The 13,867-nt window shown below is 65.7% G+C and carries 12 protein-coding genes; 1 reads left to right on the top strand and 11 read right to left on the bottom strand.

The window, feature by feature from the left end; genetic code table 11:
* Nucleotides 1-47: 47 nt before the first annotated feature.
* The 5 genes from mobF to ACTNFJ_RS00735 form a co-directional block, all read right to left on the bottom strand.
* Nucleotides 48-3,587: a MobF family relaxase gene (gene mobF, locus ACTNFJ_RS00755; RefSeq protein WP_435906893.1), complete on the bottom strand. Its 3,540-nt coding sequence runs from the start codon at nucleotides 3,585-3,587 to the stop codon at nucleotides 48-50.
* 137 nt (nucleotides 3,588-3,724) lie between these two features.
* Complete coding sequence (locus tag ACTNFJ_RS00750; RefSeq protein ID WP_017883891.1) at nucleotides 3,725-4,339, bottom strand: vitamin K epoxide reductase family protein; 615 nt, start codon at nucleotides 4,337-4,339, stop codon at nucleotides 3,725-3,727.
* 101 nt (nucleotides 4,340-4,440) lie between these two features.
* Entirely contained in the window at nucleotides 4,441-4,821 is a 381-nt protein-coding gene (locus ACTNFJ_RS00745) for a cupredoxin domain-containing protein (protein ID WP_017883892.1), read from the bottom strand.
* An 82-nt stretch (nucleotides 4,822-4,903) separates the two neighbouring features.
* The gene (locus tag ACTNFJ_RS00740; RefSeq protein WP_433647755.1) at nucleotides 4,904-5,962 is read right to left on the bottom strand and encodes a CPBP family intramembrane glutamic endopeptidase; all 1,059 of its coding nucleotides are present in this window, start codon (nucleotides 5,960-5,962) and stop codon (nucleotides 4,904-4,906) included.
* 21 nt (nucleotides 5,963-5,983) lie between these two features.
* On the bottom strand, nucleotides 5,984-6,373 hold the full coding sequence (locus tag ACTNFJ_RS00735; protein WP_433647754.1) for a hypothetical protein: 390 nt from the start codon (nucleotides 6,371-6,373) through the stop codon (nucleotides 5,984-5,986).
* A 147-nt stretch (nucleotides 6,374-6,520) separates the two neighbouring features.
* Between ACTNFJ_RS00735 and ACTNFJ_RS00730 the strand changes: the two genes are divergently transcribed.
* Entirely contained in the window at nucleotides 6,521-7,129 is a 609-nt protein-coding gene (locus tag ACTNFJ_RS00730) for a DUF5134 domain-containing protein (protein WP_017883894.1), read from the top strand.
* A gap of 8 nt (nucleotides 7,130-7,137) precedes the next feature.
* Here ACTNFJ_RS00730 and ACTNFJ_RS00725 read toward each other — a convergent pair whose 3' ends face one another.
* The 6 genes from ACTNFJ_RS00725 to ACTNFJ_RS00700 all read right to left on the bottom strand — a co-directional run bounded on the left by ACTNFJ_RS00725 (nucleotide 7,138) and on the right by ACTNFJ_RS00700 (nucleotide 13,783).
* Nucleotides 7,138-7,953: a CPBP family intramembrane glutamic endopeptidase gene (locus ACTNFJ_RS00725; RefSeq protein WP_433647753.1), complete on the bottom strand. Its 816-nt coding sequence runs from the start codon at nucleotides 7,951-7,953 to the stop codon at nucleotides 7,138-7,140.
* Between the two features lie 15 nt (nucleotides 7,954-7,968).
* A complete protein-coding gene (locus ACTNFJ_RS00720) occupies nucleotides 7,969-10,158 on the bottom strand; it encodes a heavy metal translocating P-type ATPase (RefSeq protein WP_444711803.1) in 2,190 nt (729 codons plus the stop codon).
* A gap of 47 nt (nucleotides 10,159-10,205) precedes the next feature.
* Nucleotides 10,206-12,266 (bottom strand): cytochrome c oxidase assembly protein, encoded by a 2,061-nt coding sequence (locus ACTNFJ_RS00715; protein ID WP_433647751.1) that lies wholly within the window; start codon nucleotides 12,264-12,266, stop codon nucleotides 10,206-10,208.
* Complete coding sequence (locus ACTNFJ_RS00710; RefSeq protein WP_433647750.1) at nucleotides 12,263-12,496, bottom strand: heavy-metal-associated domain-containing protein; 234 nt, start codon at nucleotides 12,494-12,496, stop codon at nucleotides 12,263-12,265. The genes ACTNFJ_RS00715 and ACTNFJ_RS00710 overlap by 4 nt, the downstream gene beginning before the upstream one ends.
* Nucleotides 12,497-12,583: 87 nt before the next feature.
* The gene (locus ACTNFJ_RS00705) at nucleotides 12,584-13,399 is read right to left on the bottom strand and encodes a M56 family metallopeptidase (RefSeq protein WP_435906730.1); all 816 of its coding nucleotides are present in this window, start codon (nucleotides 13,397-13,399) and stop codon (nucleotides 12,584-12,586) included.
* Nucleotides 13,400-13,405: 6 nt separating this feature from the next.
* Entirely contained in the window at nucleotides 13,406-13,783 is a 378-nt protein-coding gene (locus ACTNFJ_RS00700; RefSeq protein WP_435906731.1) for a BlaI/MecI/CopY family transcriptional regulator, read from the bottom strand.
* Nucleotides 13,784-13,867 lie beyond the last annotated feature (84 nt).

Raw genomic sequence — 13,867 nt, 5'->3', positions numbered from 1 at the left:
TGAGGGTTCGCGTGAGCAAATATCAGCTTAGGTTGACAATATTATGACTACAGTTGCGGCGCATGTTTCTCTAGGGTAGGAATTGGCGATTCGGTTCGCCTGTGCGGCCGGGTGACCACCTCAGCCGCACGACACGCGACCTCAGCACGCGCGTAGTCAATCTTCTGGCCTGGTGATTCGGGCGGAGCGCCGAGAGCTGTTTCGATCGCGATTTGGTATCGGTCGCGGTACGCCGCGATTGTCCGTGCTGCTGACAGCCACCGTTCACACTCAGATCCGGCAGCGGGAGCCTCACCAAGTGAGGCGATCCATTGCTCACCATCAGTGATCGCTTTGTCGATCACTGCGTCAGCTCGCTGGGTGATGAGGTCCCGACGTTCATCGAGTGCTTGACGCATGTCATCAGCGACCGGCCCCATCGCTTCGGGTACGAGCCCGGCGATGAGCCTCGGTGCCCTGCGTGTGCGTCCCGCTCCGGCAGGACGAGCTGTAGCTGCGTTGAGCCGATGCCGCATCACCGCAGCGATATCGTCCGCGTCGCCGAAATCCCTTGCTCGCACCAGCCTTGGAAGCAGCACCGCGAGGTCATGGTGATTAGCTTCAGCATGGCGCAGCTCGGCGGTCAGAGGGCCGAACGCATCCGACTCGATCACCTCCAGAGCTTGCCCAGCGCTGAGACCAGACGCACGCACCAGTTGAGCCCACCGATCGCGCTGAGCGGCCGCAGCGATCGTCTCATACTCGGCAGCGAGCTGCGCGATCGTCCCCCAGGACTCTTGTTCGACAGCGATCGTTTCATGCGCAGAGAGTTCAGCGCCGACGTGTTGCAGCACTCCCGCGAGAACAATGCGGCCGGTGACTTCGCCGTTCTCCCCAGGATGTGGACCATCGTGGGACGGGTCGGGGTTGTCGACGGCGACATACGCGACGTTGGTGTCACGACCCCGAGTCATCGCCACGTAGAGGTTCTCCCGAGTCATGGTCGAGTCGATGAGCACGTGGGCAGTGTCGGTGGTGAGACCTTGCGCGCGGAAGGACGTCACGGCGTAGCCAAGTTCGACGTGCTCCGCTACATAATCGGCTGGCAGAAGAACGCTGGTCCCCCAGGAAGTTCCAGCGCGTCGAACAAGCATCGATCCGTCGCGTCGGACGTCGACGACGTTCCAGCGATCTCCGTTGCGTACCCAGCCTCGACCCGCCAGTAGACGGCGGTCGTTGCGGCGCGTAATGACGATATCTCCGGATGCCGCATAGGTTTCGTCGTGCAGCTCAGATTCACGCGACCCGCGAACGGTGCCGTCGAGGATCAGATCGGTGCGCGCTCGGTTGTTGAGCGCGGTCACCGATTCATTGGAGTCTGATACGAGAACCGTTGCACGCCCCGCGACGAGATCGCTGCGCCAGGCGGCATACGCTGCATCAATCATTTCCTCAGTGTCACCGTCAACGATGCGCTGGTGCTCGCCGTAGGTGTCGATGACGTCGATGTGGCCATGGCGAAGATCAAGGGACGCGCGCTTTTCCCAGTCATGCGTGAAGCGGTGAACATCGATCAGTTCGGGCACATCATCACGATCGTGCGTGAGCATCCCAAAGGCGCCGCCCGCGTCGACCGCCTGGAGCTGAGCGTAATCACCAACGAGCAATACTTTCGCTCCGGCCTCAGAGGCAAGCTGGGTGATCCGGTCCAGAGAGAGCGTCCCCGCCAGTGATGCTTCATCGACGATGACAAGCTGACCCGGCTGAAAGGCCTCGCCTTCGCGCAGGTGATTCTGCCACCACTTCGCCGTGTTCTCGGCGGCGATCCCGAGATCCTCGGCAAGCACTTGTGCCGCACTCGAAGAGGGGGCAAGCCCGACGACGGATCCTTGACCGTGTTCCTTTTCCCATGCCCGGCGTAGTGCGTTCATGGCGGTCGTTTTCCCGGAGCCAGCTGGGCCGACCAGCAGATCGACAACACGACCGGAGACCGCGATCTCCGTCAACGCAAACACTTGATCCTCCCCCAGCACCAAGCCCTCACTGTCAGGCTTCAGCGTGACGCGTTCGATCGTCGCCAGCGAAATCGTCGGTCCTGTCGTTGCGTGCGCGAGCTGAAGCAAGCGTTCCTCGGCGTCGAGAAGCTGACCAGAAGAGAACACCGTGGAGTTCTTCGGCCTGAACACCGACGATTCATCGCTCCTGCGAAAGACAGCTGGGCTGGATGCCAGTTCAGGAGGCGTGAGCCGAGTCGACACTGCCTCGGCAGCGTCGACAACCATGCCAATAATTGCTTCGCGATCACGTGTACTTGCGAAGCGATACTTCATCGTCTGCCGGGCAGCTTCGGCGGTGAGGTTCCAGCGGCGCCAAGTCGACCGCTTTTCCCCGACCACGTCCACGACGCTTTGCCCCAGGCCACGAACCACGTCAAGCGGTAAGTCATCAGCGCGCAGGAGCAACGGCGCCTCATTCGCGGTGATCTCGCGTGCCCAGCGAGTTGCATCCGCTCCAAGGACCTTGCCCGCCCGCTGCCTCCACTGATCGGTGAGTTCAGCAAGGGAATGGATCTCCTTCTCCGGTCTTGTGGCGAGCGTCGCTTGGGCGCGCAGTTTGATGATCGTCGTGCTGGAGGGTCGCCTGCCGTGCTTCTCCACGTACGCAGCGATGAGACGATCCTTCTCCTCATTGATGTGCCGTGAACGCGACGAGAACTCTGACACGAGTTGCTCAGGGACCTTCGCGATAGCCCAAGCCGCATTGCGGTCCCGTCCGCGATCACGCGTTTCCCACTCAACCCCGAAGAGCAGCGTGAGGTGATCAGCGAACACCGCTTCATGAAACTCCGAGAGCGCCACCGTCGCAGCGTGCAGGGGACGCCCGTCCAAGTTCCGCCATTTGCTGTCGAGCACGGTCTGCACCTTGTTGCTGATCACGACATGCGTGTGCAGATGTGGGTCGCCCGCGCGTGAGTCGTAATGGTCGTACGCTGTTGCGATCAACCCACGCACCTCGACCTGCGCAACGGCACCATCCCCTGGAGTTGCACCGGCGCGAGTGACTGCAACCTCGCGCTCCATAAACGCAACCACCTCTGCAACCGCCGCATGATGCGCGTTGACGATCAGCGACTGCGTTCCAGCGTCAGCAACGGCCCACAGCACTGAAGCTGACTTCGGGATCGAGAAGGTGAAGTCATATCCGGCCACCGCTCGTCGCGTGCCACGCTCAGATTCCTCGGCTTCAATCTCCGCGATTGCACGTCCCCGAGCGGTTGGACCCAGCTCAGGGTCGAGAGCACCAACTCGCTCCTCAACCCGCTCAGCCACCGACTTGTATGCCGGGTAGGCGCGCCCAATCGGATCACCCGTGAGGGGATCACGACCCATACCAATCAGCAGCTGGAGCTGCGCTTCGGTGACTTCATCGCCATTATGTAGCTGCCCGTTCCCGAGCGCGGTGAGGCCGCTACCCATCCATCGCCCCGGCGGCGTGCCATCGGCGTTGTAATACCTCGTCAACGGCGTCGAGAGGTCTCGGTCGCCGTCACCTGCGGCCACCGTTCGGAGCAGATACTTGTAGCCATCACCCGCTGACATCACCCGCATCGACACAGTCACTGCAGTTCACCTTCCCTCTCCGTCAAGGAGGAGGTGAACACGCAGGATCGGTGGCCTCAGAATTCACACGGAAGTGGTCGCGACCTCGATCTGCAAGACGCGTGGCCGAGATGCGCGATGGCAGGTCAGAGTCGGAACTCCAAGAGCCAGTCGACGGCGAGCTGCGCGACGGTGGCGACAATGACGAAGTGGAGGAGGATCGCGACCCATGCCCAGGACGCGAATCCTTTGAGCGCGCGCATGGCGGAGTCGCCCGGGAGGAGGAGGCCGTCGGCGCCGGCTTTCGCGACGGTGACCCACCAGAGCGGGATCATGGCCGTCCAGACGACCATGCACCAGGGGCAGAGGGTGCCGAGAGAGTAGAAGCTCTGGTACTGCAGCCAGGTGATGAAGACGATGCCTCCGAGGAGGCCGAGGCAGTAGAGCCGCCAGAACCATTGGGCGAAGTGTGCTCCGGCGAGGATCGCGGCCCCGACGAGGATCGGCGCGGTGAAGGCGGTGACGCCGATGATGGTGTTGGAGAACCCGAAGAGGGAACCCTGCCAGGAGTCCATGTTCGGCCCGCAGGTGACGAGCTTCGAGATGTTGCAGTTGGGCGCGTGGGTGGGTTCCTGCAGGGTCTTGATGTACTCGGTGAGCAGTTCGAAGGAGGCGAACCAGCCGACGATGCCGGCCACGATCGAGAACCAGGCGAAGCCGATGCGTCGTCGGCGTAGCGGTGTCTCAGCGCTCGTGGTCATGGTTCGAATCTACACAAGGGGAGGCTGAACGGATGACGGCTGCTCGATACGAATGCAGCGGCCGGGCAGAGGCGCTCTGCATGCGGGATCCTGGGCACGGGTCAGTCGGCCGTCACGTTGACGACGCCTTTCATCTCCGCGTGAATGGAACAGTCGTATTCGTAGCTGCCGGCCTGGTCGAAGACATGGGTGAAGCTGCCCTGTCGCATGAGATCGCTCACGAAGCTCGCATCCTGGGCGACGACATCGTGCTCGTTCTGTCCCTCGAACACCCAGCGCACCGCTTCGCCCTCGGCAACCTCGACCTCGGCTATGTCGTAGGCGTTGTCGTAGGCCCGTACCGTGACGGCGGGGGCGGCGTCCTCGGCAGAGGGGGTGACCTCGGGCTTCGTGGCGGCACAGGCGGCGAGTCCTCCGAGCAGGCCGACTGTTAGGACGGCTCCGAGGGCGTGCACGAGGATGCGGCGAGTGTCGGCGTCCATGGTGTCTCTCTTACTCTCGATTTCTGGGTTAGTGTGGGCGTGCGACGCGGGACTGCTCTCCCGGTGTCGACTCGGCGGCGCTCTACCGGGTTCCCCGCTCCTTCGGCGCGGAGGTGTGCTGGATGAGGTCGATGCGCTGCCGGCCGTACCCGCCCCGTGTGAAGACGCGCAGCGTGAGCCAGGCGAAGAGCGCAAGACCGGCGATCTGGCCGATCAGTCCGGCGGCGCTGCCGTCGCCTGTGGTCTGCGCGGTTTCCCCGGTGAGGCCCGACGCCATGATGCCGAAAACGACGTAGTTGTTGACGACGTGGATCGCGATCGCTGCCTCGAGGCCGCCGGTGCGCCAGGTGAGCCAGGCGGATACTGCGCCAAGCAACCCGACGGCGAGGAGTCCCCAGATGTCGTAGATGTGGAGGGACGCGAAGCCGATCGAGGGGATCAGGATCGCGAACCAGGGGTTTCTGAGCCAGGCTCCCAGCACCTGCATGAAGAGTCCCCGGAAGACGATCTCTTCGGCAGTGGATTGCAGCGGCACCAGGAGCAGCACGAGCAGCATCGATAGCAGCGCGGCGCGTGCATCGAAGGCAGTCTCGTTCGCAGCCGCTGCAGGGTCGGTGGCGGGCTCGAGGAGCACGCCTGCGGCGATACCGACGAGGTTCATCACGGCGATCGCGAGCACGGAGATGACGAACAGTCGCCCGAGCAGCCCCCAGCGCATGCGGGCCGCGACTGACCAGATCCGGCCGATGGGCCGCATGCCGAGGACGAGCATCGCGAGCAGCACCGCCGGGAGCATGATGATGATCGACACCATGCTCACGAGTACCGAGACGGGCCGTTGGGTGTCGAGCGCCGCGGCAGTGCCGGCGGCGACCTGCGCCGGATAGTCGGGATCCGTGAGCAGGAGCACTGGGATGACGGCCACGGTGACTACCACGGTGAGGATGCCGAAGAAGGCCCCTGACAGCAGGAGCAGGGCGAGCGGTTTCCACCATCGGTAGGCGGAGGTGCCGCGCAGCAGGCTGTGGTAGTCGAGCGGTTCGGTCTCCATGATGCGCAGCTGCGGCGGCGTGCCCCGTGCCCAGCCCCAGGACGGCGACACTGCAGACGGCGCGTGGGGCTCGGACTCGGGGCTGGACATGCGGGGAACTGCGGTTGCGGCTCAGGCGGGGGCGTTCGTCGGCTGCTGCGCGCGGTAGCGGCGGGCGCGGACGAAGGAGGCGATGCCGACGGCGAGGAATACGAGGAGCACGACGAAGGTGACGGTGCTCGCGATCACGGCGTTCGGTCGCTCGGCGGTGCCGGCGAAGAGTTCCCCGATCTTCATCACGTTCATCGCGGTGCCGGCGACGCCGAGGAGGGCGATCGCGAGGGCGGCGTGGATCGCGTGGCGGCGGGCTTTCGGCGCGCGTGAGATGACGGCTGCGACGAGGATGAGCACGCCGAGTGCGGAGGGGATGAGTGCGGTCATGCTGCTCGCGTCGGACGCGAAGTAGGCGACGACGCCGGTGGCGGTGAGGATGCCGCCGACGGCGAAGGTGAGTCCGGTCATGGTCAGTATTCCTTTCGCAGACGCCGCAGGGGTTCTGGGCCGCGCCGGGCGCCCGGGATGTCTCCTCCCCTCCCCCGGGTTCGGGGAACCTCGAGGGATGCGGGCCTTGGCCCGTACTCTACATGATGTAGATGTAAGCTCGTGGGTATGCTGGCTTCCCCGTGGAATCTGATTCTCACCGTCGTCTTCGCGTTCACCGGGGTGTACTGCCTCGTGCGCCTCATCGCGCACCGGCCCCCTCCCGGCGCGCGGCGCGGCCCGGTGCTCGAGTCGATGGCGATCCACCTCATGCACCTGGTGATGAGCGCCGGGATGATCGCGATGTGCTGGATGATGTCGATTCCGGCGGCGTCGAACTGGGCGCAGATCGTGGTCTTCACCGTACTTGCGCTCGCCCTAGTGCCGGGGCTCTGGAAGGCGCCGTTGCCGGCCCGCCGCGTCGATCTCGCCGGGCATATCTGGCTCGCTGGCGCGATGGTGTGGATGATCGCGGCGATGCCGCTGCTCATGGCGGACATGGGCGGCGGGGAGCACGGTGGCGGCCACGGAGAGGCCGCTGATGAGGCGATGATGTTGGCGATGACCACCCCGGTGTGGGTGGACGTCGTCAACGTGGTGTTTGTGGCTGGAAGCGCAGCGATCGCACTGTGGTGGGCCTTCCGCGCGGCGACGGTTCGCGGGGATCGGTTGCACGCGCTCTGCCACTGCCTGATGGCGGCGGGGATGACGGCGATGCTGCTGCTCATGAACGGGTAGTCGGCCTGCTATGGCGCGACTTGGAAGAGAGTGGGCCAGAGCAGCAGCGCGAGCGGGTAGCCGACGAAGCTGACGATGTTGAGCAGCCAGTGCGCGACGATGAGCGGCAACGACCTCCCCCAGCGGTGGTAGACCCAGCCGAAGAGGAGCCCCATGACCACGTTGCCGATGAATGCGCCGATGCCCTGGTAGAGGTGGTAGCTGCCGCGCAGCAGTGCGCTTGAGACGATGGTGGAGATCGGGCCGACCCCGAGGCGTCGCATACGGTCGAAGAAGTAGGCGGCGACGATGAGTTCCTCGCCGAGAGCTGCACGCAGGGCGGAGAGGATCAGCACGGGCACCGTCCACCAGTAGGCGTCGAGGGCGGTCGGTACGACGTTCGCGTTGATCCCGATGATGCGCGAGAAGAGGTAGAACGCGAGCCCCGGGATCCCGATCGCAGCCGCGAGCACGACACCCCAGCCGGTGTCTGCCAGCCACCACCGGCCGCCCCTGCCGGGGAGCCGTCCGAGGCCGAGGTTTCCCAGGTGCGGGGCCGCTGTGCGCCAGAGCAGGTACGCCACGAGCGCGACAGGTGCGAGTTCCCCCACGAAGCCGAGCAGCTGGTAGGCGAGGTCGAAGAAAGGCTGCTCGGCGAGCGGCCGGTTGATGGTGGCCGTCTGGGAGGCGAGCGCGGTCTCCTGGCTGAGGCGGTGCAGGATCGTGATGATCGACTGCACGCCCGCATAGCCGAAGGACAGGCTGAGTACGATCGCGAGCTCCCAGCGCAGTCGACGCTTCGAGATCGGGGCAACGTCGAAGTGCGCATACTGGGGCGGTCGCATCTGGATACCCCCGGGCTAGGCCCTACGGCGGTAGTTTTGCAGCCGGAGACTGTTGAACACGACGAGCACCGAAGAGAGCGCCATCGCACCGGCGGCGATGAGGGGATTCAGGAAACCGGCGGCGGCGATCGGGATCGCGGCGAGGTTGTATCCGAACGCCCAGCCGAGGTTCACACGAATGGTGTGCAGGGTACGCCGCGACAGTTCGATCGCCTCGGGGATCACGGCGAGGTCTTCCCGAACGAGGATGATGTCGGCCGATTTGAGCGCGATGTCGGTGCCGGAGACCACGGCGAGGCCGAGATCGGCGGCAGCGAGGGCGACGGCGTCGTTGATGCCGTCGCCGACCATGGCTACCCGCGCCCCTGCAGCTTGCAGCTCGCGGATCGCATCGGCTTTCTCGGCCGGCAGCACTTCTGCGGAGACGCGATCGATACCGAGGGTGCTGGCGATATCCTCTGCGACGGCTCGGGAGTCGCCGGTGAGCAGCACCGTGGTGAGGCCCTGCTGCTGCAGCGCTTGGATTGCGGCACGGGCGTTCGGCTTGATGGTGTCGGCAAGGCCGAAGCGTCCGATCAGGCCTCCCGCCTGTGCGACGAACACGGCCGTTTCTGTGGGGTCGGCTTCGGCGAGGTAGACGCGGGCGGCACCGGTTGAGACGCCTTGCTCGTCCAGGTAAGCGAGGCTACCGATGTGGACGGTGTCGCCGGCGACGGCGCCGGAGGCGCCCCGGCCGGGCACGGCGATGAAGTCTCTGACGGGGTCGAGGTCGGTGATCTGCTGCTTCGCGGCCGCGACGATGGCACGGGCGATGAGGTGCTCCGATCCCTGCTCCACGGAGGCGGCGACGCGTAGCAGCTCGTGCTCGGCGACGCCGGGAACGGTGGCGATGCTGCGCACGGTCATCTCGCCGGTGGTGAGGGTACCGGTCTTGTCGAGCACCACGGTGGTGATCGTGCCGCTCGCCTCGAGCGCGTCCTGCCCCTTCACGAGGATGCCGAGGCTGGCGCCCCGGCCGATGCCGACCATGAGCGCGGTCGGAGTGGCGAGCCCGAGGGCGCATGGGCAGGCAATGATGAGGGTGGAGATCCCGATCCCGAAGGCCTCTTCAAAGGAGCGGCCGGCGAGCATCCACCCAGTGGTGACGAGGATGGCGAGAACGATCACTCCGGGTACGAAGTAGCGGGTGACGCGGTCGACGAGGGTCTGCACGCGGGCTTTGCGGGCCTGGGCTTGTTCGGCGAGGGCGGCCATCTGCGCGAGCTGAGTGTGTGCGCCCACGGAGCTCGTGCGCACTTCGAGGCGGCCGTTGGTGCTGATCGTGCCGCCGATCACCGCATCGCCGCTCGAGGCAGTGACGGGGAGCGGTTCGCCGGTGAGCATGCTGGCGTCGATGTCGGCGCTACCGACGATGATGGTGCCGTCGGCGGGGAGAGTTTCGCCGGGGAGCACGACGAACACGTCGTCGACGCGGAGTTCCGTGGCGGGCCTGATCTCCTCGGTGCCGTCTCGCTGGATGCGGACGTGCGTGGCGGCAAGCTCGCTGAGGGCGCCGAGTACATCGCCGGCCTTGCGGCGGGAACGGGTTTCGAAGTAGCGGCCGGCGAGCTGGAAGGTGGTCATACCCGCGGCGACGTCCAGATAGATGGCGTTTGCCCCCTCGGGAGTAGCGCCGATGCCAAGCCAGTACCCCGCCCCACTTCCCTCGATGCCGAACAGCAGCGTCACAACCGACCAGCCGAAGGAGGCGGCGATGCCGAGGGAGACGAGAGTGTCCATGCTGACGTCGCCGTGGCGGAGGTTCCTGAGTGTGGCCTTGTGGAACGGCCAGGCCGCCCAGGTGACGATCGGCACGGCGAGGGCGACGCAGAGCCATTCCCAGCCGGGGAAGCGCCAGTCGGGGACGAGGGCGAGCACGATCGTGAGATCCATGAGCGGAACGGTGAGCACGGCGGCGAGGATGAGCCGTCGCCGCAGGGAGGTGATGCGCACCTCGGTGGCGCGCTTCGACCAGGCGTCGTCGGCGTCATCATGGATGCGCGCGCCGTAGCCGGCTTTCTCGACGCGCTCAAGTGCTTCGCTCGCGCGAGCGGCGCCGAGGCCAGAGACGATGGCGCGCTCGGTCGCATAATTCACGCTCGCAGTGACGCCCTCGATCTTGTTCAGGGCGCGTTCGACGCGTCCCGCGCAGGCGGCGCAGGTCATGCCTGAGACATCGAGCTGCAACGGCTCGACGACATCGTGGGCGAGGGTCACGGCGTGGCCTCCTCTTCACTTGGGGGTGCGGGCCGTCCCGGGCCTGCGGCTTGCCGCCGATTTGCGAGAGTTTCGAGCATCTTGTTGTAGTCGTCGAACTCCTCGTCGCGGCCAGAGTCCAGGTGCCGATCCTTGCGGCGGGCTTCTTTGGCGTCCTGCCGGGACCATTGGATGCCGAGCGCGATGATGACGAGCAGCAGCGGCAGCTCGCCGCCGGCCCAGGCGACGCCGCCGCCGAGGTACTGAGAGGCTTGGAGGTCTGTCCAGGGCAGCCCGAAGTAGAGGTAGAAGTTCTCCGCGATCCACTCACCATCAGCCATCATCAGGATCACGCCGAAGAACGCGTGGAACGGCATCGCGGCGAGCACGAAGCCGAGCTTGCCGATGTGCGGCAGAGGGCGCGGCGGTCGGTCGACCCCGATGACGAGCCCGTAGAAGAGATATCCGGCGATGATGAAGTGGACGTTCATGAGCTGGTGCGCCCAGTGGAACCGCATGCCCTCTTCGAAGATCCCGGTGAAGTACAGCCCGTAGTAGGAGCCAACGAAGAGCACGAACACGAACAGCGGGTTGTAGACGAGGCGGAGCACCTTCCAGTGCAGCGCCCAGGTGATCCAGTTGTGCAGTCCCGCTGGGCGGGTGGGCTCGGATCGGGTTGCCCGCAGTAGCAGGGTGATGATGCCGCCCATCACCAGGAGGATCGGGGCGAGCATGTTCAGGCTCATGTGCACGATCATGTGTGTGCCGAAGTCGGGGGCCGAGTACTTACCGAAGCCGGAGCTTGTGGCGAAGACGATGACGCACCAGCCGCCGATCCATGAGATTGTGCGGCCGATCGGCCATCGGTCGCCGCGCGTGTGCAGCACGCGTACCGCCCAGAGGTAGGCGGCGACGGCGGCGATCGCGAGCACGATGAAGAGGAGATTGGGCCGCCAGTGCGTGAACCAGACCAGCAGCGACGGCGCCTCGGCAACCTCGAAGCCGAGGAACACCTGGGAGATGCTGGTGGGCTGGAAGTAGTGGGGCGGCGGGACCCTCGTCATGGCTGCGGTGATCCCAACCCATCCGGCGATCGCCAGGGTCGCGATGGCGGGCGGCAGCAGTGCTGGCTTGACCGGGTTCGCGCGCTGGACGGCACGCCAGCCGAGCATGGCGGCGATGAGGAGTGCCAGGCATGTCCAGCGGGCGAGGATCTGCCACCCCGTCTCCGACTCGAAGAGGCTCGATCCGGCGAGCTTGAACCAAGTCAGGACGACGTCGGTGGCAATGATCAGCGGTATCCCGATGAGCACGAAGGTGGTGAGGCGGGTAACGATGACCGGGTCGAGGGTGCGGCCGCTCCCGGCTCGGATGGCGGCGATGAGGATGACGCCGAAAACCGCTCCGGTGGCGAGGGTCTGGTAGGTGCCGGCATCGCTGCCGAGGTCATGATTCGGGCCGACGAGGATCTGCCCGACGACCACAGGGGCGAGGATGCCGAAGCAGGTCATCCAGAGCGGGATGAGGAGCCCTGTCCACCGGGTAACGAACTGGCAGACGAGCGAGGTAATGACGGCGGCGACCAGCGACACCGTCCAGGCTCGCGGGAAGGCGCTCGTCTCGTAGAGGAAGGCGAATGCGCCCGGCTCCGTGAGACGCGCGAGGGGCATGCCGCTGCTGTCGAGCGATTCGAAGACCACCATGCCGGCCGACACCATCGCCCAGGCGACCGAGGCGATACGCAGCAGGGTGAGTTCGAGGCATGGCTCGATCCGTTTGGCCTGTTTGCCGCGAGCGTCACGGAAGAACAGGAGGTACAGCAGGGCGCCGAGGGTGAGCATGGCGGCGAGATCGCCGAGTCCCTGCCCGAGCGCGGTCGGCACGGCAACGTCGAAGCCAGGGAAGGTGAGGTAGATCTGTTCATAGGCGGCCGGCCCGATGCGGAGCGTGGCGACGATCGGGGGAACAATGATCGCAAGGAGACCGAATGCCGCGATCGCCAGAGCGACGGCAGTGCGCCGTGGCGAACGCTCCCGTGAGGCCTGAGCGGGCGTGGTCGTGGCCGCGCTGCTGCTCATCGTGCCCGCTCGCGGATGGCGGTGAGTTCAAAGCCGGCCTCGCTGACGATGCCTGTGAGGAACTCGGTACTGAGGGGGTGGGCGACGTTGAGGATCACCCTCCCGGAGGCCACGTCGACGTCGACGTTCTCGACTCCCCTGAGCGCGCTGAGCGCCGTGGTCAACGTCTGGGCGCAGTGGCCGCAGGTCATGCCGCTGATGGTGAGCTCCTGCTCCCTAGTAACGTCCATCGCCCATTGTCCTCTCCGCGGATTCCTCGCACAAGACTACAAGATGTAGATGTATGAAGCTTTGCGCGAGCGGGCTGAGCGACAAGGTCAGCGCAGCTGGGGAGCGGCGCGCAAGCCCTGCGGGAGTCGACGATGCTGAGCGGCAGGCCAGCGCTTCCGGGTGAGGCGCTGGGCACGGAGGGTCATGCCGACGTCGTGTGTTGCGGCCGCGAGGACAGTGAGCGCATTTGCGAGGTGTGCAGCGCCGACCTGACGTGCGGCCGCATCGTCAGCAGCGAGCTCGATTTGCAGGCGGGTGGTGCGTTCGAGCGCTCGGCTGGCCCGCGTACCCGGCAGCAGCAGCGCGTTGAGTTGGGCGATGCGGATGGCGAGTCCGTGCTGGTGGCGCAGATGAGCGAACTCGTGGGCAAGCACGGCCTGCAGCTGCGGCGGGGTGAGGAGCTGCTCCATGGCTGAGGAGACGAAGATCTCGGGACGCCTACCGGGGACAGCATAGGCTTCGGGCTTCTCCGAGTGGAAGCGGACGAGGGTAAAGCCGATGTGCTCGTCTCTCGCATAGGCCACAGCGTGGGAGTGGGAGGCCGGGCGCAGGGACTGCAGCGAGCCGGCGAAGGTGAAGACAAAGACGAGGAAGGCCCCAGAGATCCCGGCGGCGACCCAGATCGCCGCTGATACGGTCACACTGGTGGTATGCGGGATGGCGTGCCGTAGCGACTCGACCGCGACGATGCCGAGGGCGATGCCGGCGAGGGCGGTCGCGATGCCCACCCCAAACGCCCCGAACCAGACCGTCAGCGCGGCTCTCGGGTGGAAGAGGTGCCAGCGTCCTGCGGTGAGTACGCGCGGGCAGAGCACGGCGAGCGCGAGAGCCGTGCCCAGGAGGATGAGGGTCAGGAGCAGCACGGTCGGCTACGCTTCGGGCTTCGCCTCACCGAAGGCGTCCATGAGTGCGGCGAGGTCGTCGTCGGCGAGGTTGCCGGCGAAGGCGAGCAGGGCGGCCCGCCGGTCGGCAGCCTGCTCGAGGGCGGAGGTCATCGTCTCGCTCGCCTCTTCTTCGCTCGAGCGCAGCGGGCGGAAACTGATCTTGCGCGGTGAGTCGCCGACCCGTTCGACACGGCCTTTCCCCTCCAAACGGGTGAGCGTAGTCATGAGCGTCGTGTAGGCCGGCACGGGTTCGCTGAACATGGCTTGCAGTTCGCGCGCGCTCACGGCGTGTTCCTGTTCGTGGAGTCGTTGCATGACCTCGTCTTCGAGCCCGCCCCATTCGCGTTTGCGCACCCCGGCCATTTGGTACCTCCTCGTCGATGATTTTTACTCTACATCTAGTCGAGTTAATGCATCGTTCTCACAGCATGCAACAGTAGCCTCTGC

This window comes from Leucobacter shiyiweii, from assembly GCF_052446065.1.
GTDB lineage: Bacteria > Actinomycetota > Actinomycetes > Actinomycetales > Microbacteriaceae > Leucobacter.
The sequence above is the reverse complement of the archived record's forward strand: the minus strand, read 5'-3'. Positions and strand labels throughout refer to the sequence as shown.